Origin of the sequence: Pedobacter metabolipauper (genome assembly GCF_004362715.1) — a bacterium.
Lineage (GTDB): Bacteria > Bacteroidota > Bacteroidia > Sphingobacteriales > Sphingobacteriaceae > Pedobacter > Pedobacter metabolipauper.
This window is the reverse complement of sequence record NZ_SNYC01000010.1, coordinates 12,309-31,345: the sequence shown is the minus strand read 5'-3', so window position 1 is coordinate 31,345 and position 19,037 is coordinate 12,309. Positions and strand designations below refer to the sequence as shown.

Annotated in this window: 15 protein-coding genes; 10 read left to right on the top strand and 5 right to left on the bottom strand. The window is 44.1% G+C overall.

Annotated elements, in window-relative coordinates:
• The first annotated feature begins 34 nt into the window (after window positions 1–34).
• The 7 genes from ATK78_RS22305 to ATK78_RS22275 all read left to right on the top strand — a co-directional run bounded on the left by ATK78_RS22305 (window position 35) and on the right by ATK78_RS22275 (window position 11,543).
• A complete protein-coding gene (locus ATK78_RS22305) occupies window positions 35–3,331 on the top strand; it encodes a SusC/RagA family TonB-linked outer membrane protein (protein ID WP_166664948.1) in 3,297 nt (1,098 codons plus the stop codon).
• An 11-nt stretch (window positions 3,332–3,342) separates the two neighbouring features.
• Window positions 3,343–4,746 carry a RagB/SusD family nutrient uptake outer membrane protein gene (locus ATK78_RS22300; RefSeq protein WP_133578364.1) on the top strand — a complete coding sequence of 468 codons (1,404 nt, stop codon included), beginning with the start codon at window positions 3,343–3,345 and terminating at the stop codon, window positions 4,744–4,746.
• Entirely contained in the window at window positions 4,733–5,917 is a 1,185-nt protein-coding gene (locus tag ATK78_RS22295) for a TlpA disulfide reductase family protein (RefSeq protein WP_166664947.1), read from the top strand. Before ATK78_RS22300 ends, ATK78_RS22295 begins: the two co-directional genes overlap by 14 nt.
• A 123-nt stretch (window positions 5,918–6,040) precedes the next feature.
• Entirely contained in the window at window positions 6,041–6,406 is a 366-nt protein-coding gene (locus ATK78_RS22290; RefSeq protein ID WP_133578362.1) for a hypothetical protein, read from the top strand.
• A complete protein-coding gene (locus ATK78_RS22285) occupies window positions 6,339–6,824 on the top strand; it encodes a hypothetical protein (RefSeq protein WP_208112425.1) in 486 nt (161 codons plus the stop codon). Before ATK78_RS22290 ends, ATK78_RS22285 begins: the two co-directional genes overlap by 68 nt.
• A 115-nt stretch (window positions 6,825–6,939) precedes the next feature.
• Window positions 6,940–9,639: a PAS domain S-box protein gene (locus ATK78_RS22280; protein WP_133578360.1), complete on the top strand. Its 2,700-nt coding sequence runs from the start codon at window positions 6,940–6,942 to the stop codon at window positions 9,637–9,639.
• A gap of 71 nt (window positions 9,640–9,710) precedes the next feature.
• Window positions 9,711–11,543: an ABC transporter ATP-binding protein gene (locus ATK78_RS22275; protein WP_133578359.1), complete on the top strand. Its 1,833-nt coding sequence runs from the start codon at window positions 9,711–9,713 to the stop codon at window positions 11,541–11,543.
• A 9-nt stretch (window positions 11,544–11,552) separates the two neighbouring features.
• On the opposite strand, the gene ATK78_RS22270 is transcribed toward ATK78_RS22275, so the two are convergent.
• Window positions 11,553–11,972: a hypothetical protein gene (locus ATK78_RS22270; RefSeq protein WP_133578358.1), complete on the bottom strand. Its 420-nt coding sequence runs from the start codon at window positions 11,970–11,972 to the stop codon at window positions 11,553–11,555.
• A 91-nt stretch (window positions 11,973–12,063) separates the two neighbouring features.
• Here ATK78_RS22270 and ATK78_RS22265 point away from each other — a divergent pair, with 91 nt between their 5' ends.
• Window positions 12,064–12,831, top strand: coding sequence for a hypothetical protein (locus ATK78_RS22265; RefSeq protein WP_133578357.1), 768 nt, complete (start codon window positions 12,064–12,066; stop codon window positions 12,829–12,831).
• 86 nt (window positions 12,832–12,917) lie between these two features.
• On the opposite strand, the gene ATK78_RS22260 is transcribed toward ATK78_RS22265, so the two are convergent.
• From ATK78_RS22260 to ATK78_RS22240, 4 genes are all read right to left on the bottom strand, one after another.
• The gene (locus ATK78_RS22260) at window positions 12,918–13,568 is read right to left on the bottom strand and encodes a DUF6266 family protein (RefSeq protein WP_133578356.1); all 651 of its coding nucleotides are present in this window, start codon (window positions 13,566–13,568) and stop codon (window positions 12,918–12,920) included.
• Between the two features lie 259 nt (window positions 13,569–13,827).
• Window positions 13,828–14,235: a hypothetical protein gene (locus ATK78_RS22255; protein WP_133578355.1), complete on the bottom strand. Its 408-nt coding sequence runs from the start codon at window positions 14,233–14,235 to the stop codon at window positions 13,828–13,830.
• 379 nt (window positions 14,236–14,614) lie between these two features.
• Entirely contained in the window at window positions 14,615–14,896 is a 282-nt protein-coding gene (locus tag ATK78_RS22245) for a DNA-binding protein (RefSeq protein WP_133578353.1), read from the bottom strand.
• Between the two features lie 117 nt (window positions 14,897–15,013).
• On the bottom strand, window positions 15,014–15,652 hold the full coding sequence (locus tag ATK78_RS22240; protein WP_133578352.1) for a cyclic nucleotide-binding domain-containing protein: 639 nt from the start codon (window positions 15,650–15,652) through the stop codon (window positions 15,014–15,016).
• 363 nt (window positions 15,653–16,015) lie between these two features.
• Here ATK78_RS22240 and ATK78_RS22235 point away from each other — a divergent pair, with 363 nt between their 5' ends.
• Together ATK78_RS22235 and ATK78_RS22230 are read left to right on the top strand one after the other, a co-directional pair.
• Window positions 16,016–16,807, top strand: a complete 792-nt coding sequence (locus ATK78_RS22235) for a DUF6266 family protein (RefSeq protein ID WP_133578351.1) — start codon at window positions 16,016–16,018, stop codon at window positions 16,805–16,807.
• 23 nt (window positions 16,808–16,830) lie between these two features.
• Window positions 16,831–18,744, top strand: a complete 1,914-nt coding sequence (locus tag ATK78_RS22230) for an ATP-dependent DNA helicase (protein WP_133578350.1) — start codon at window positions 16,831–16,833, stop codon at window positions 18,742–18,744.
• Window positions 18,745–19,037: the final 293 nt, after the last annotated feature.

The following is a 19,037-nucleotide window of genomic DNA, read 5'->3' as shown; positions in this document are numbered from 1 at the left end:
CATCCCAAACATTCTGCCCCAAAAAAAATGGCTTATGAGAATAAAACTAACCGCTTTTATACTCTTCTTTACATTGCTTCAGGTAAGTGCCGCCGGACTGGCGCAGCGCCTTACCCTTACACAAAAAGAAACCACACTTAAACAATTATTCAACGAGATCAATAAACAAACCGGGTATAATGTATTCTGGTCGCCCAAGTTGGTACAAAGTTCATTAAAGGTAACCGCAGGCTTTAAAGATGTCGCCCTGGAAGAAGTGCTGAACCAAACGCTCGCCGGGCTCCCTTTAACCTACGTCATTGAAGATAAATCGGTCATCATTAAGAAAAAGGAAAAAACAGTATGGGAAAATATTGTAGACCGTTTTACGGCTGACGATAAGCGCGGTGTGGTGCTGGATGAGAAAGGCATGCCCCTTTTCGGAGCCACAGTAAGCATCAAAGGAAGCAAAAGCGGCGTTCGTACAAATGCACTGGGTGAGTTTATCCTTCCCGGAGTAGACGAAAATGCCACGCTCTTAATTACCTACATCGGGTATGAGCCCAGGGAAATCAGTGCAAAGGCAGATCTTTCTGCCATCCGACTCTCGCTGAGCGATTCCAAACTTGATGAGATCCAGGTCATTGCCTATGGATCTACCTCAAAACGCTTAACAACAGGAAGTCAGGGTGTTGTAGACGGAAAGGTTATCGAAAATTCGCCGGTAAATAATGTGATGACAGCTATTGCAAACCGCATTCCAGGGGTAATCATCAACCAAACAAGCGGGGTACCAGGATCGGCAGTTACGGTGCAGATTCGCGGACGTACCCGTGTAGACCAGCAGTTTGGTGCAGACGAATCTCCGCTTTTTATCATTGATGGCGTACCTATGGCCAGTGGAAACAGCAACCTGAACATCCTGTCGTCAGCCATTTCTGCAAACAGCTTAAGCGGGATCAGTCCGTTCAGTACCCTGAATGCCGGAGATATTGAAAGCATTACCGTACTGAAAGATGCCGATGCCACGTCGATCTATGGATCCAGAGGAGCCAGCGGTGTCATCCTGATCACCACTAAAAAAGGTGTAGCCGGCGACATGACCATCGCCGCAAGGATAAATTCCGGGATCAGCAAGGCACGCCTGCCAGAATTGCTTTCTGTAAGCGAATATGTGGCCATGCGTAAAGAAGCATTCAGAAATGACAATAAGGAAATGACCAATGCCAATGCGTACGACCTCCTGCTGTGGGATACCACAACTACAAACAACCTGGCCAAAGACCTCATCGGCGGAACCGCACATTTTACTACGGCAGATGCGAGTATTTCTGGCGGCAGCGTTCAGGTACAGTATCTGCTCCGCGGAAATTACTCCCGCGAAACCAACGTCTATCCAGAACCCATGCCCAATACAAGGGGATCAGCGTTCACCAGCTTAAATGGAAAGACAAAAAACGAAAAGTTCTCATTCACCTTTACAGGAAGCTATACCTCATCAACCAACAAAAGTATTGGCAGCGATCTGGCCAGTAAATTACTCCTTCCGCCAAACTACCGCCTGTACAATCCGGACGGAAGCTTATCCTGGAATGAAGGTGGAATACGGACAGACGATAACCCCCTGGCCGTGCTTCAGGAAACCTACAAAGCAAAAACAGGCAACCTGAACGGCAATTTGATGCTGGGCTATAAAATAAGCCAGGACCTGAACTTCCGCACCAGCATCGGTTACAACACCATCCGTACAAACGAGCTGAGAAACAGTCCAAAAAGTGCCAAGAACCCGATGGAGGCCGTTCCATCAAACAACTCGCAATTTGGGAACAACAATTTTGAGAGTATGATCGTGGAGCCGCAACTGGATTACACCAGAAGACTCGGACTCGGAAAATTAAATGTGCTCGTCGGAGGAACCTTCCAAACGCAAAGCAATGACGGCTATAACTTTACCCTCAGAGATTACAGCAGTGACTTGCTGCTGGGTACGCTCTTCGGTGTAACCGGTACCAACTTCATCAATCCAAATAGTTTCAACTCGCAGTATAAATATGCAGCAGCATTCGGAAGGATCAGCTACAACTACGACAATAAATACCTGTTAAACCTAACCGGAAGAAGAGATGGATCCAGCAGGTTCGGACCAAATTACAGCTATTCAAATTTCGGGGCTATCGGTGCCGGATGGGTATTCTCTGAAGAGAAATTCCTTAAAAATGACGTGATCAGCTTCGGTAAGATCAGGGCCAGTTACGGTACATCCGGAAATGACAAGATCGGAGATTACCAGTACCTTGCCTTATATGGATCATCTGCGTTCTCACCTACTTATAAAGACTCCCTGGCCATCTCCCCGCTATCGTTGTTTAAGCCAGATCTGCACTGGGAAAAAAGCAAGAAGTTCGAGATCGCTGCTGAACTTGGTTTCCTTAAAGACCGCATCCTTGTAACCGCAGGATGGTATAGAAATGATTCCAGTGATCCGCTGGTACAATATCCGCTGCCAACGGCCACCGGATTCAGTACAGTGACCGCCAATCTAAGTGGCATCGTAGTTAGAAACCAGGGACTGGAGCTTACCATCTCCACCACCAACATCAAAAAAACAGACTTCGACTGGAGTACAAACTTCAACTTAACGGTACCAGAAAACAAGCTGCACAAATATCCGGGACTCGAGCAGTCCAGCTATGCCACCAGGTATATTGTTGGACGCTCCCTGAATGTGGTATACATCGGTAACTCTTTGGGTGTAGACCCGGCAACAGGACTATACCAGGCACAGGATGTAAACAACTCCGGCAAATATGAGATCAGTAATACCGGCGACCTTACGCCTGATTTTGACAGTGATCCTGAATTCTATGGAGGTATTGACAACAGCATCAGGTATAAAAACTTTGGTTTGAGTGTATTCCTGAGTTTTAACAAACAGCAGACCCAAAACTGGATGACTGCCTTGTCACAAACCAAGGCGGTAGGCGATATTGGAAACGTGCCAAGGTACGTGTTAAACAGGTGGCAAAATCCGAATGACATCACCGATGTTCAGAAATTCACCACCATTGCACAGCCATCTACTTCCCTGGTTGGTCAGTATGCCGTATTCTCATCAGATGCGAAGTACACCAACGCCTTCTGGGTAAGGATGAAGAACGTTGTATTGAGTTACAACCTTCCTAAACCATTGATCAAACAACTGAACATGAGGGCCGTTACCGTATCTATTCAGGCACAAAACCTGTTCTCCTTTACCCCTTCATCGTTCAAAACCACCGATCCGGAAAGCGTGTTCATCACCAGGCTTGCGCCATTACGTACCATTATTGGAAGTCTCCAATTTAACTTTTAACTCTACAGGATATGAAATTTATATATAAATCAGTCTTCATTTTAGCCATCGCATTCAGCAGCTGTAACCAGGCCATTGAGGTAGACGTGCCTATGGGTAAATTTACAAACACCGCTGTTTTTGACAACGACGATCTTGCACAGGCAGCGATGAAAGGCATCTATGCATCTATGACCAATGCGTTGAGCACCGCTCCGTTCCAGGGCGCCATGAGCGGTCCGCTCGGATTAAGTTCCGATGAACTGGATCGTACCTCTTACAGTGACCCGCAGCAGCAATTGCTGGACAATAACCTTTTCCCAAATAATTCTTCAGTAACCGGTTTATGGGCGGCCTTTTACAACTATGTTTACCAGGCCAATGTGATCTATGAAAGCACAGAACGATCAACCGGTATGAGTGCCAAAGTTAAAGCCAGGTTAATGGGAGAATCCCGTTTTATACGCGCCCTTTCCCTCTTTTACCTCACCAATCTGTACGGTCCGGTTCCGCTTACCGTAAAGTCAGATTATGCCGTAAATGGTTTGCTGCCGGTTTCCAGCCAGCAGGTGGTCTATGCGCAAATTATTGAAGATCTGAATTATGCACATGCAAACATTGGAGATGACAACATCAAGGCCGGAAACCGTCACAGACCAAGTAAATGGGCGGCAACAGCATTACTTGCACGGGTATATCTGTACCAGAAAGATTGGGTAAATGCCGAGAAAGAGGCTACCAAGCTCATTGAGCAGTCTGCGGTGTATAAGATGGAAACCCTGGACAATGCATTTCTTGTAGCATCTACAGAATCCATATGGAACATCACCAATGCAGGTGCCAACATTTATACCGGTGAAGGAAGTTCAGTAGGCGGCAACGCGACATCTAACACTGTATTCCGGTTAACCCCATATTTCGTGGGGCAGTTTAAGTCAGACGACCAGCGATTGGTAAAATGGACCAAAACATTTACCGGAACAACGGCACCGTTCAAATTCAAAACCTTGTCCAATACACAAGCAGGTGCAAAAGCAGAATCAGCAGCACCGCTACGTCTTGCAGAGCAGTACCTGATCCGTGCAGAAGCAAGGGCGATGCAGAATAACCTCAATGGTGCCATTGACGATATCGATGTGATCCGCGTTCGCGCAGGTGCCGTTGCAAATGCCACCAAAAACTTCCAGACCCTGCGCTTTGCAAGTCCGCTAATGACCCAGCCTGAACTGATCACGGCGATTTACCAGGAACGCATGACCGAACTTTTTGCTGAATTCGGACACCGGTGGTTCGATGCGAAACGTGCAGAACCGCAGGATCTTGCCGCATTCTTTGGTACCCGTAAACCTACGATTTCTCAAACTGATGCATTCTTCCCGATCCCGGAGAGAGAATTATTATATAACCCTAACATTAAACAAAATGATGGTTACTAAACCTATAAACCCATTATCAATCAAAATAATGGCCATCAACCCGGCGTTACAAACCCTGCGGTTCAGCATTTTTGCTGTGCTTTTTCTTACACAACTTGCTGCATTCTCACAAAGCGGAAAATATACGGTAAGCGGGAAAGTTACCGGCTGGAAAGATAAACATGGCATCGTACTCATGTACCGCCAAAATGATAGCCTGATTTCAGATACGGCAGAAGTATTAGATGGAACATTTAAGTATTCCGGTCACGTGCTGCAGCCGGTAGAAGCTACCATATACCAATATTCACCAAGAGGAAAAGGCAGTAATGACCGCATTTCTTTTATACTATCGCCTGTAAACATTAAGATCATTGCACCAGATTCACTGGCCCATGCAAAAACACCAGATGATCTGCTCAACAAAGAGAACCAGGAGCTAAAAGCACAAACGGAACCCTTATTGAACAGGCTGGTAAAGCTTAAAATGAAAGCCATTAAAACCACTAAGGAGGAACAGCTAACGGCAGAATTTAAGCAACTGGAAAAGGAATACTATGCAGTGATTGATTCGTCTGTAATGGTACGCAAAGCGTTTATCAAAACACACCCAAAATCGTTCATTTCCTTAATCGCACTAAAGTATGTATCCGGAAGCCCGGTTGACTACAATAGAGGCGGACTCTTATATGAAAGCCTTTCGGCAGAGGTAAAGAAGCAGCCCCTCGGCGTAGAGATTGGCAAATCGCTGGAGCTGGCCAAACAGAGCAAAGTGGGTGCAATATTGCCCGGCTTTACCTCACTGGATACCCTCAGACAACCGTTAAGCCTGCAGCAGGTAGTTAAAAAAGGGAAAGTTACCCTGGTAGATTTTTGGGCCAGCTGGTGTGCACCCTGCCGCAAAGAGAATCCAAATGTGGTAAAAGCATATACCGCATTTCACGACAAAGGATTTAACATCTTAAGCGTTTCGCTGGACCGCACGGCAGAAGCCTGGAAAAAAGCCATCGAAACTGACGGCATGCCCTGGTATCATGTATCATCCTTAAAATATTGGGATGAACCTATCGCCAAACTGTATGGAATAAGCGGTGTACCCGATAGCTTCCTGCTGGATGCCGATGGCAAAGTAGTAGCCAGGGGATTACGCGGAGAAGCCTTGTATAAAAAAATTGGAGAATTACTGAAGTAATCAATTCTTATTCTCCACGCACTCCATTAAAGATCCCCGCTAGCCGGGGATTTTTTGTACTGTTCAATTTTCCTCAAACTTATTCTCTTATCAGAATGTTCTGTTGATACAAAACCTAAAATCATGGAAAACTACAATCAAGACCAATTACAGGAAGAAGAGATTCCGAACATTGAACAGTTTCAAGTTTCACGCAGCCCCTCTATAGAAGAAGACGAGCGGAATGGTGATGAAATTACCAATCAGGACAATGCGAATGCATCGGGAGACGATGCAGGCTATACTGAGGACGAAGTAGAATTTGCCGATGGTGAAGGCACGCAGCTTAATGAGGAAACGGGAAGCCTTAGCGAAGATGAGGATGCAGACATGGAAGATGACGACATTGACGGTGACGACGATGAAAACTTTGATGATGACGATGACGCAGAATCAGGAACTTCAGAAGGTGATGCCGACTTTGAAAGTCCGGATGATGATCCAGCATAACGACATGACGTTCAGCACCCCAGATCAATTGATCATTATCCCTTTTGTCGGTACAGAACGTTATCTGTTAGGTAGTCCTTTCGACAAAATAAAGGAGAACTTAGCAACAGATATCCAAATTATAGAGAACAAAAAGGGGAAGCGAATTATCGACGGCCCCGTTTCTCTTAAATTTAAGGATGATAAGCTACTCGAATTTTCCATTCTCGATACAGCGAACGTGCTATTTGACGGTCATGATGTTTTTTCAAATACGTTTAAAGCATTTCTAACCGGGAAATATGCTTCTGTATACAAATATGGTTTCCTGATTTTTGCTGAAATTGGAATTGCACTAAATGGGTACACAGAAAAAGAAGAACAGAAAACAATTACCGTATTTCAAAAAGGCAATTGGGACGAAATCATTAACCTCTAATAACACCAGCAGCTAAGACATCGATCCATTTACTATACCGCGCTACCGATTTTCCTGGCGCAGTTGAGGATTAGTCAAAAATAAATGGTAGCTTAAACTCATCAATTCCTTACGTATGAAATTGAATGAGATTGAGCTACTTTTTAATTGCCAGCCAACACCAGGTATCATTCTGGAAACAAATGATCCGAAGTTTAGCATTGCCTCAGTAAATGATGCATTTCTTCAGGCAACGCAACGGGAAAGGTCAGATCTTATCGGCAAAGGGTTCTTTGAAGCATTCCCTAAAAATCCAGATGACGACGGAACAAGAACACAGGCCATCATAGCAGGTTTCAGGCAAGCCCTTAATAAACAGACAAATCGCATTGAGCTTCATAAATACAACCTGTTTCCTGCAAACACAGAACATGCCGAAGAGCGATACTGGCGGGTAGAAATATACCCGTTACTCAATGAATCCGGCGAAGTCCAATATATTGCCCAAAGTTTAATCGACATCTCTGCTCAATATCATGCAGAACAGGAAATTAAAGACAATGAGGAAAAAATAGGCAACCGCAATCTCGACCTGTTCAACTTTAGCCCGGTACCTATAATGGTTTACGATACCATTAACCTGCAGATCCTTGCTGTCAATCTTGCCGCTCAAAAAGATTATGGATACACCCGTGACGAATTTCTATCACTAACCGTTGAATCACTGTTTCCGCAAGAGGATCTCCCGGTTATGCAGGAAATGATCGAAAGTAAAGTTGTGCCCGGCCTATCCAATAAAGCCTATGTAAGACACGTTAAAAAGGATGGAACAATTATAGATGTAAAGGCAGAATCGACTCCGCTCCCATCCTGGGGCAACAATACACGCATTGTAATGGCCATTGACATCACTGAAAGAGTCAGGTCAAGGCTGGCCAGCAAAGTACACCATGACCTCGAACATCTGGAAAAGAGAGTTCTGGAGCTGAATTCAAAAAAAGAAATGCCCATTAAAGAGGTGCTGCTCCTTTATGTATCCGGAATTGAGGCCATCTTTCCAGATATGCTATGCTCCATCATGCAGGTTAAAAATTACCGTTTGTTTTCATGGGCATCACCATCAATCGCGCAGCCTTACCTGGATTCCATTGAGGGCATTGCAGTTGCAGACCGTATAGGCTCCTGCGGCACTGCGGCATTTTTAAAAGAACTGGTCATCTCCAGTGATATCGCCAATGATCCAAGATGGGACTCCCATCAGGCCATTGCATTGGCAGCAAACCTTCATGCCTGCTGGTCCTACCCCATCATCAACTACAAAGGCGATGTACTTGCAACCTTTGGCATCTATTACCAGGAAGTAAGAACACCAGACATGGAAGAAATGAAGCTCATTGAACGGGCCGCTTCCTTTTTAAAGGTCATCCTCGAAAACCGTGAATTTGCCGAAGAGCTCAGAGAAACATCCAGGTTTATGATCCAGGTACAGAGTATGGCCAATTTCGGCAACTGGTCATGGGATGTAGAAAACAACCTGGTAACCTGGTCAGATACCCTGTATACGATCTATGGATTGAATAAAAATGAATTTGAAGCCAGGTTTGAAAGCTACCTGGAATTACTCTATCCGGACGACCGGGACCGGGTAAAGCAAACCATCCAGAACATTTTACACGACAAGAAAGATGTAAAATTTGAGGAAAGGATCCTGCGGCCAAATGGTGAATTAAGGTATCTGAAATCCTGGGCTACACTCAAATGCGACGAAGAAGGAAACCCGTTAAAAATGATCGGTGCTTGTCTGGATATCACCGATATTAAAAAAGCAGAAGAAGATTTGATTCTAAGTGAGCACCGCTTTAAAAACCTGATCCAGGATGGGTCAGACCTGATCGCTATACTGGATAATGAAGGGAACTTCCAGTATGTAAGTCCGAATGCCGAGCGTGTAATCGGTGTGAAACAGGAAAATTTACTGGAAAAGAATGCGTTCAGCTTTATGTACGAGGGCGATAAAGAATGGGTAAAGAATATGCTGGAGGAACTCGAAAATAAAAGAACACTCAAACTTGCCCCGATCCGGTTTATCGACAGCAATGATAAGATCCGCTGGGTAGAAACGGTACTAACGGACATGCGTAATGATCCAGCCATTAAAGGCATCGTTGCCAATGCCAGGGACGTAACCAGCCGCGTAGAAAATGAGCTGAAGATCAAGGAACACCTGGACCGGTACAACATCGTGTCAGAAGCCACCAGTGACAGCATCTGGGATGCCAACCTCATTACTGATGAATTAACCTGGAACAATGGCATAAAAGGCATGTTTGGATACACCGATGTAATGACCAATTATCAATGGTGGCATGAACGCGTTCATCCGGATGACATCCATCGGGTAATCGCGGTTATTGACGGAAATATTCAGGAAAAAAGACCGAGGTGGACCAGTGAATACCGCTTTTTAGATGCAGCAGGGAATTATAAAGTGGTACTGGACCGCGGCTTCCTTATATTTAATGAAGCCGGCAGGGCAATAAGAATGATCGGGGCCATGCAGGACATTACCGAACGCATCAACCACATACAGGCCATAGCAGATCATAACCAGCTGCTAAAAGAGATCAGCTGGGCACAGGCGCATCTTGTCAGGGGTCCGCTGGCACGGATCATGGGCATCTCAGAACTGATCCGGGATCCGGATATCGATGCAGAAACGTTAAAAACCTTACAGTCCTACCTGGACATTTCATCAAAAGAACTAGATCATACCATTCGGGAGATCATTGCTAAGAGCGAAATCAGCACCCTGGTCAATGTAAAAACAGCAAATTGAAGATTAAAACATTATCCGTCAGTATTAGGTTATGAAATGGTAATTTGCATTCTTTCCCTGCAACCCTTTAAATGGCTAAAACAAGAAATACCCTATCTTTTGACGAGATCTCCTTCAAACAACGACTGTCGGCCTTAAAAAACCTTCCCGGCTTTTTTAAGCTCGTTTGGAAAAGCAGTCCGCAAAAAACAACCATAAGTTTCCTGCTGCGCATTGTCCGTTCAGCAATGCCGGTAGCTTTGCTTTATGTAGGCAAGCTGATCATTGATCAGGTGGTACAATTAAACGGGGAATCTGGCGGAGGTCAGGAACGGTTGTGGGAACTGGTTGCCATTGAATTTGGCCTTGCCATATTAACGGATGGCTTAAACCGGATGATCAATTTAATGGATAGCCTGCTGGGCGATCTGTTCTCCAACTATACCTCCATGCGCATCATGCGCCATGCCGCCACGCTGGATCTGGATCAGTTTGAAGATTCCGTATTTTACGATAAGCTGGAACGGGCAAGGCAGCAAACCATCGGGCGGACCATGTTATTGTCGCAAGTGATGAGCCAGGTACAGGATCTCATCTCCATGGCCTTCCTCATCACCGGATTACTGGCCTTCAATCCATGGCTCATCCTGCTCCTGCTCGTGGCCATTATTCCTGCATTTCTCGGAGAATCTTATTTTAACAGTAAAAATTACGCGCTATCCCGCAGCCAGACACCAGAAAGACGGGAGCTGGATTATATCCGTTTCCTGGGAGCCAGCGATGAAACCGCCAAAGAGGTGAAGATATTCGGACTAACTGATTTCATTACGTCCCGGTTTAAAACCCTGTCTGATAAATTCTATGCTGACAACAGCAAGTTAGCCGTCAGGCGTGCAGGCTGGGGCACCTTCTTCTCTATATTAAGCAGCGTAGGCTATTACGCAGCCTATGGATTTATCATTTATCAAACCATAATCGGGAAAGCTTCTGTAGGAAGCCTAACCTTCCTGGCAGGATCCTTCCGGCAGCTCAGTGGCTTAATGGAAACCATGCTGGCCCGCTTTACGGTGGTGTCTCAGGGCGCCATTTACCTCAATGATTTCATTGAGTTCTTTGAGATCAAACCAAAGATTACAGTCGCCGTTAATCCACTCCCCTTTCCCAACCCCATCCAACAGGGCTTTATCTTTGAGAATGTTGGTTTTCAATACCACAACACAACCACATGGGCCAACCGTTATCTGAACTTTCAACTGAGGCCGGGAGAGAAACTGGCACTTGTGGGTGAGAACGGGGCCGGAAAAACTACGCTGGTAAAGCTGTTGGCCAGGCTGTACGATCCCACAGAAGGACGCATCCTGCTGGATGGAATTGATCTGAAGCTATACAGCCTGGAAGACCTGCGCTTAAACCTGGGCATCATCTTTCAGGACTATATACGTTACCAGATGACATTTTCACAGAATATCGCTGTAGGAAACATCGCAGAAATAGAAAATACCGCGCTGATTAAAAAAGCCGCACAAGAAAGCCTGGCCGATTTGCTGGCAGAAAAACTACCGGGCAGGTATGATCAATGGCTCGGCAGGAAGTTTAACGATGGCGTAGAACTGTCCGGAGGCGAATGGCAGAAAGTGGCCCTGGCACGGGCATACATGAAAGATGCGCAGGTGCTGATCCTTGATGAGCCGACAGCCGCATTGGATGCACGGGCAGAATATGAAGTATTTCAACGCTTTGCCGAACTGACCAAAGGCAAATCTGCCGTGTTAATCTCTCACCGGTTTTCTACCGCCAGACTTGCAGACCGCATCCTGGTGTTAGAGAAAGGAACAGTAATGGAAAGCGGGACACATGACGAGTTGCTGGCCATCAATGGCCGGTATGCAGAACTCTTTAAATTACAGGCAATGGGTTATTTGTAAATCAACAGGCTATTTAGAAGCTTTTTCTTTCGCAGCTTTAAGTTTTAATTCCCTTACTATAGAATCCACTTGGTTATATTCTGGAGTTCCGGCCATATAAGTACCAAATTTGGGAGAGATCTTTTCAGTAGCCATCGTCCAGTCTATTTCAGTATAGCTGCTATCCGTTCCGCAATTGATAATTCTGAACGCATCTCTCAATTCAGCTTTGATGTTAATAATGGTTTTCTTTCTTAATTTTTTAACCGGAGTCATTTCAACCGTAAATAATTGCTGACTCGTTTGTACATCCCAGGCCAATGCGCTTCTGGTGGTTGAATCTGCTGGCTGCTCCATAGTGGACACCGCATATACACTGCTTGACGAATCAAGAACCAATAGTGATACACATAGAACAGGAACAGCGATCAATAGAGATTTAATTTTCATAAAAACGTTAATTAACTTTAATTTAGATTAGTTGCTAAATATAGTATAAAACATTTGTTTATTTTTGGAGATCTATATTATTCATTGCCTTATGAAAAAATTCTACCCACTGCTCTTAGGTAGCCTTTTGCTGCTTGGTGCCTGTAAATTTCCCAATTCCATTAAAAGCAGCGAACCTAATGATTCTTTACAAACGCGGATCGATTCTGCAGAGATATCAAACGATATTTCAGAAGCACCTGCAGACAAAGCCGTATATTCAAAAATCATCAAAATAGATTATCAGGAAAACCAGTCTATCCTGAACATTCTGCCCTTATTACCCGATAGCAGTATGGCCAGCTGGGGATGGAAAAAAGAAGAAAGAGAAGGTATGGTACGCAGTTTAGCTACCAGCAACCAGTTTACAGATACCACAGAAAATTACAACACCATACGCAAAGTAACACCCCATTATTTCGAAACGCAAGTTGTAGATGGGGTATGGACAGCCTCACTTTACAAGGTCTCAGAAAATCATTATATCGTAATTACGAACGACATGGTAGGCGATGGAAGTGACGTTAATGCGTTCGAAGTGAAGGGTAAGCAGATCACAGCCCTAAGCATGGATCATCTGATCGGCGCAGATCCCGGAAACTTACTGCTTAAAAATAGCAATGAAGCCTGTAAATCCTTATTGGATGACTATGGAATGTTTACCTATGACTTTTCAGATCCAAATCTGATCAGCATCTCTTCTTCCTATTTTACTAAGAAAGCCAATGCTGAATGCTTCAATGGCAATGAGATCACCTTCAAATTTAATCCAAAGATTAAAAGGTTCGACCTGGTAAAAACAAGCTGGGGTAAACCATAAAAGGCTGCCCGTTAACCTGGGCAACCTTATTATTCAATTGGTTTATTCCGTCCCAGCTGGCCAGGCTGGAATCGTCCGGGTGTGCCTTAAGGCAGGATCACCAAATTTCCAAGATTGGAGTTTTCGCTCACCAATTTGCCGTCGGAAGTAATAAAGTTCATGAAGAAGAATACAGTATCTCCAATAAACTCAGACGGCATCTGGATGGTGTACGTGGTCTCATCCCGTCTTGCAGCATCTTCAAGAACCACGAAAGTGTTCTTTTCTGGATTGTACACCACAAAAGTTGCCAGATCGTCAGGATGAATTTTTACGACCCCATAAGATCTTGGCGACCAGTTTACCTCCAGCTTAGCTAGAGGAAGCATCGTTACCTGGATCTCGTTAGGTAAAGGCAATTTACCAAAACTGTACTTCAGCTTTGTGTAATCCATTACGAAATTGGGTGCTATGCCGGTAACCGCATTTTGAATGTTGTACGAAACCGCAGCATTCATTGCTGATTCCCCGCTGTTGGTGACACCTTTAAAGCCGATTTCGATCAGCGGACCCATTCCGCTTAAGAAGCCGGTTACTACGGCGAGCTTTTGCTGGATCACCAGTTGCTTCGGCGTTCCCGGCTTGCCGCTTTTTCTCGGCAAGGTTTTCACCAAATCCATGCCTCTCCAGAAACAGCCGTATGCTGGACCTAATCGGCCCCTGAATCCGCCCAGGAAGCCTCTGTTTAATTTTCCCATTTTTTTAGGGTTTTAAAAAGTAAATAAATCTGTTAATTCTGTTGGTACTTGCAAGTCAACAGGTCAAACGTATTCACAATTAATATAACAACCTAATAATGAAAGGCTTGCTTCCGGCTATTGCTGGGAACTTTCCGGAGGAGCGGAAGAGCGGAAGAAGATTAAGCAAATTATAAGATCCTGCTGCGTCAAATTTTAGGGAATGCAAAAAAATAAAGTTAAAATTCGAATACACCTGTTGATTAGTTTTATAGACTTTTCAATATTTGTGATCTTCTTTAAGCAGGATTACCGTTTGGTTTCGTTCAAACAACTTTGGACCCAGCCGAAAATGATAGGTGAATCCGCGTGCGTTATATCCTATTTCCTTAACAAAATCAAGGAGTACCGGCCTTAAAAGTTCCATAAATTTCAGACAGTAACCTTCAAAATTAGGATCGATGAATTTGACGCGGTAACGTTCAGAAAATTCGATCAGATTGATGTGGATCGCGTCGTGTTTATTCTCCAGAAATCGCCGGCGGTTACCAATGTGGCTCCGGAGCCGCGAATTCAGCCTGATGTAGTTATGCAGCTTTTCTTCAAGCAGTTTAACCACATCTCTATAGTCATTTTCGAAATAAGCAGGAGCCCGTTCTAATGGATAGGATTTGTAAGGTCTAGGCATATAGATAAATTTTAGATAACAAATTTATGCTAATATTTTTAGTATTTACACTCTTTTTTGATAATTTTTCCAACACAAATACCAGCAATCCTATGAACCAGTCCAGCATAATCAATCCGGTAATCTAAATAAAAATTCAAGGTAAACAACGGCAGACCGGTAGTAAAAAAGACTGCTGGACGATTCATAAATCCAGCGATAAGGAACCGTGCAGTAGATTTTAATACCCTTATTTTCCGAAGTCTGGAACACGGTACCTTTTCAACAGGGGCTTTACGGTGCACGGTTAAAAATTCTGAGGAACGTCTGATCGCATGGTCAGGCATCAGATAAAAATACGAGGGAAGTGCTGGCCCGAAGGTGTAGCAGGTATATACACTCATCGCCCGCTATTATTCATGAGTTTAATCACGGTAGACTCCAGATAGAAGTTTGCCGCACCACGTTTTTCAACGGTGATCTTTCCGTTTCGCACATACGTGTACAGGGTCCGGTCAGAGACCCGGAGCATAAACTTAACCGTTGTACTGTCTAGCCAATGGTCTTTCTCAGCGGCCAGCTTAAGTGCAGAATGGTAAGACTGCATCTCTTCAAAGAGCAGCCTTAGGTTGCTGTCAATACCCCGCAGTAATTCGATTACACATCGTAATAATTTGATCATACAAATAATAATTTGGTCCCCAAATCCATTCGCGGTCAAAAGTTACCCGGAAAGAATTTGCAGGAAAGGTGAAACTGAATTGGATTAATTGATCTATATACATTTGAATAAAGGGGTTTAAATTCTGTTATTTTCAATCGTATTCAATGTCCTGCTGTAACTGTAAACATTCATGCCCATATAGGCGGCAGCAATCCTGGCTGGCATGATATTCTTCTGGCCTACCCGCACTTCCGTATATTTATTTACAAATAACCTGACACGTTCGGCGGGTATGAAACCAAGAAGCGTATTTTTCTCCGTCATCTTTATATTTTGGTTGGCGATGAGTTGACTAAATAATGCCTTTGTGCCCTGCTTAACCTTGTCCAGGTTATCGATCAGCTCGGCGTCTGCGCAGATTAAATGAGTCGTCTTCATCACGCCCAAATAAAACTCTACATTTCCCTCCTTTTTAAATAAGTAGTCCATTACAATAATGTTCCCGGCTTCAAAAAAGGCATACACATTTATACTCTGGTCTTCAGTATAAGCATAGAGGTAAACAATTCCGGTATTTATAAACCAGAACTTATCCTTAGATCCTCTAAACTCCGGCAAATCCACCGTATTTTTCGAATAATAACCGACCAGTTCATCTCTAAAGTGCTGGGCTTCTATTTCTGCCATGGAATCGATCTGTAAAGCAGTAAACAGCATTTGGCTAAAAAACTGGCTGATGCTGTCTTTCTTGATAAAATTGGTCTTTTTAGACATAGAGAGCTTAATTGAGGGTTAATATTAAGATTAGTTGACCAAAAATATACAAAAAATAAATTACATTTTTTGCTTTTTAGCAAAACAATGCATTTATTTTCAATAAAATATCACAAAAAATTACATTTCAAAAATCTATCCGACAGGTTATTATTGTTTAAGTTAAGGGTTAATGTCCGGTGATACAACGCTCATAAAACGGTGTATTGACGGTGGCTTTACGGTCTGCAACCGTCAAGCCAGTGTGATACAATCTTTGATGGATGGCTTTTCATTCTCATTAAAGTTAACCACTTATCGTTTTTATCTGATTTTCAATTGGTTATATTTTCTATACATTTGATTTAACTAAAATTTAGAACTATGGGAAGATTATTGAACGGAATCTTTGGAGGATTCAGCGGAAAAGTAGGCGATGCAGAAGGCTACGTCATCAATGGGGTAAATTACATTCGGGGTAAAAAGAAGATCGGCAAAAGGAAACGACGCCCTAAAACCGTCGCCCAAAGCAAAATGTGTGCGGTAAATGCATTTATAGACAGCATGACAGATTTTGCAGGTGAAGGTTTCAGGCTGGCAGTAAAGGGCAAATTGTACAATGGCAGCAACATGAACAAGAACAATGCGGCAAAATCGTACCAGCTTAATCATGCGATAACCGGAATTAAGGCCAATTGGAAGATCGATTATTCTGCCGTACGGTTAACAGAGGGTAACTTAAGTCCGGCCTTGAGCCCTACAGTGACCTCAAATAATGAGGGAATCCGGTTTAACTGGGAGTACAATCCGCGGACAGACTTTGAAACCGGAAGCAACCAGGTTATGGTACTGGTGTATTGCCCGGCCAGCAACCAGTCCTTTTATACCTTGTACGGTGCACACAGAAGCACTGGAACCTATGTACTGGAGATTCCGCCTACCCTGAAAGGTATGGAACTGGAAACCTATATTTCCTTTATTACGGAGGACAGGAATTCGATTGCAAACAGCGTTTATACGGGTAAGATCATCAGCGAGGCCACCATAAGCGGGCTGAAAGAAGGGAAAACCGTAAATACAACCATCACTGCCGAAAAACCTGTTTACAGGTTTACCTGGAAAAGACATACCATCATGACCCTGCCTTTTTTAGTAAAAAATAAGTATGTGACGTAGCGGTATTTGGTTAAATTTGCACAATGAGTGCTAACGGTTCTTCCAATTCAATTTTTGACAAGGTTTTATCTTTTATCGAGTATACCAATACACCCATTTTTCTAACCGGAAAAGCGGGTACCGGAAAAACTACGCTCTTAAAGAAGATCAAGGAAACCACCTCAAAAAAGATGGTCGTTGTTGCACCAACGGGCGTTGCAGCGATGAATGCGAAAGGTACCACCATCAACTCTTTTTTCCAACTGCCTCCAGGATCATTCTTTCCGGGCGACATTGCATTGGAAAATTTGCAGTCGGGCATCCTGTCCATCCAGTCGATGGTGTCCGATCTGAGTTACAGCAGGGAAAAGATAAATCTTTTCAATGACCTGGAACTCCTGGTGATTGATGAGGTGTCGATGGTGCGCTGTGACCTGCTCGATGTGATTGATGCAATCCTGCGTGCCGTGCGGAAAAACAATGCCCCTTTTGGAGGCATACAGGTATTGCTGATCGGAGATCTGTTCCAATTGCCACCGGTTACCAAACGGGAGGACTGGGCTTTTTTAAGCAGGGCCTATCCATCACCCTACTTTTTTGATGCCTTGGTGATTCGCCGGAATCCTGTTCTGCAGATTGAACTGAGTAAGGTTTTCCGGCAAACGGAACCCGAATTTATCAATATCCTGAATGACATCCGTAACAACCAGATCAGCGAAAGTGACCTGCTCATTTTAAATAAAAGATATGATCCGATGTTCAGTGCTTCGGATGAACTGAACCCGATCATCATCACCTCGCACAATGCAGAAGCAAATGCAGTCAATAAAGAGAAACTGGATGAACTGACTACTGAGGAACATACGTTTGAAGGAGAAATAAGCGGAGAATTCCGCGATCTTGGACTACAGGCAGAGCATTCCCTCAAAATTAAGGAAGGAGCCCAGATCATGTTCATCAAGAACGATAGTGGTGACGACCGCAAGTTCTATAATGGTAAGATTGGAAAGGTGAAGTCCATCAAAGCGGGCGAGATCTACATTTCGTTTCCACAGGAGGAAGACCTGCTGCTGGAAAAAGCTTCCTGGCAATCCTTTGAATACAAGACAGATCCGGAACAGGTGATCGTACAGCAGCAGGTTGGTGAATTTTCGCAATACCCGATCAAACTGGCCTGGGCGGTGACCATTCATAAGAGCCAGGGACTAACATTTGACAGTGCCATCATTGATGCAGGCAAGTCGTTTGTAGCCGGACAGGTCTATGTGGCGCTAAGCCGCGTGAGAACGCTTAACGGGCTTGTTCTAAAGTCGAAGATCAGTACAGAAAGCCTCCGGTCAAATGCCGAAGTAATAAAATATATGAACCCGGCCAAAGCAGAAGAACTGGACGCTATGCTGATCGCAGAACAGGAAAAATTCATCCTGCAGCTGGTATTGGATCATTTCTCTTTCTATACCATCCTCAGCGGACTGGATACTATCGCTGCTAACCCAGAAATTGTTAAATCCCATCTTCCGGAATTTAAAGCGGTACTGACCCAGCTGAATAAATCGGTGAACGATCTGATCGTAGTGTCTGACCGGTTCCAGGCACAAGTGCGACAGCTGCATAAGCAAAGTGGCTTTACAGACCAGCAGGCCTTGCAGACACGGATCGAATCGGCCCTTGCCTATTTTACCAAAGAGATTACCATGCAACTGTTAAACCCGGTAAATAAGAACATCCGCATTAAGCCAAAGAATAAGATCCAGCAGCAAATCCAGCATGAACTGCAAAAATACAGGTCCGTGATTGAAAACAGGATTGCGCTGATGCAGGTGGCTTCAGGCCTATTGAAAGAACCGGTCAGGCCTGAAGTATATAGTAGCTGGATTGAAATGCAAAAAGCGAAAGCCAATGCGAAACCAGGCACTTCATCGTCAGGGCCTCAATCGGTTACGCTACAATTGTTTTAGTTTTTCATTACCGAGACGGCAATGGTTACAATTTAGCTGTTGATGCCCTCCATTTTTTATCATACAAAGTACCTTTCGGCAAAATCAATGGGAAGACACAACCCAATACGATCTCATTCAACGGGCCGATTTAAATATTTAGATCCTGCAACCTTCATGAAAGTCTGGCACGCCGCCACTATCCTTAATTTATTTTGTTATTAAAATTAACCTGGACTGGATTTAAAATGCAGCTTAATTCTGCGTAATCAAGCTCAATTGCCCGATTCATAATCTTTTTGATTTATTTCTCA

Coding starts and splice junctions, on each gene's coding strand:
- ATK78_RS22305 (WP_166664948.1), top strand. CDS start 35: ATGAGAATAAAACTAACCGCTTTTATACTCTTCTTTACATTGCTTCAG.
- ATK78_RS22300 (WP_133578364.1), top strand. CDS start 3,343: ATGAAATTTATATATAAATCAGTCTTCATTTTAGCCATCGCATTCAGC.
- ATK78_RS22295 (WP_166664947.1), top strand. CDS start 4,733: ATGATGGTTACTAAACCTATAAACCCATTATCAATCAAAATAATGGCC.
- ATK78_RS22290 (WP_133578362.1), top strand. CDS start 6,041: ATGGAAAACTACAATCAAGACCAATTACAGGAAGAAGAGATTCCGAAC.
- ATK78_RS22285 (WP_208112425.1), top strand. CDS start 6,339: ATGACGCAGAATCAGGAACTTCAGAAGGTGATGCCGACTTTGAAAGTC.
- ATK78_RS22280 (WP_133578360.1), top strand. CDS start 6,940: ATGAAATTGAATGAGATTGAGCTACTTTTTAATTGCCAGCCAACACCA.
- ATK78_RS22275 (WP_133578359.1), top strand. CDS start 9,711: ATGGCTAAAACAAGAAATACCCTATCTTTTGACGAGATCTCCTTCAAA.
- ATK78_RS22270 (WP_133578358.1), bottom strand. CDS start 11,972: ATGAAAATTAAATCTCTATTGATCGCTGTTCCTGTTCTATGTGTATCA.
- ATK78_RS22265 (WP_133578357.1), top strand. CDS start 12,064: ATGAAAAAATTCTACCCACTGCTCTTAGGTAGCCTTTTGCTGCTTGGT.
- ATK78_RS22260 (WP_133578356.1), bottom strand. CDS start 13,568: ATGGGAAAATTAAACAGAGGCTTCCTGGGCGGATTCAGGGGCCGATTA.
- ATK78_RS22255 (WP_133578355.1), bottom strand. CDS start 14,235: ATGCCTAGACCTTACAAATCCTATCCATTAGAACGGGCTCCTGCTTAT.
- ATK78_RS22245 (WP_133578353.1), bottom strand. CDS start 14,896: ATGATCAAATTATTACGATGTGTAATCGAATTACTGCGGGGTATTGAC.
- ATK78_RS22240 (WP_133578352.1), bottom strand. CDS start 15,652: ATGTCTAAAAAGACCAATTTTATCAAGAAAGACAGCATCAGCCAGTTT.
- ATK78_RS22235 (WP_133578351.1), top strand. CDS start 16,016: ATGGGAAGATTATTGAACGGAATCTTTGGAGGATTCAGCGGAAAAGTA.
- ATK78_RS22230 (WP_133578350.1), top strand. CDS start 16,831: ATGAGTGCTAACGGTTCTTCCAATTCAATTTTTGACAAGGTTTTATCT.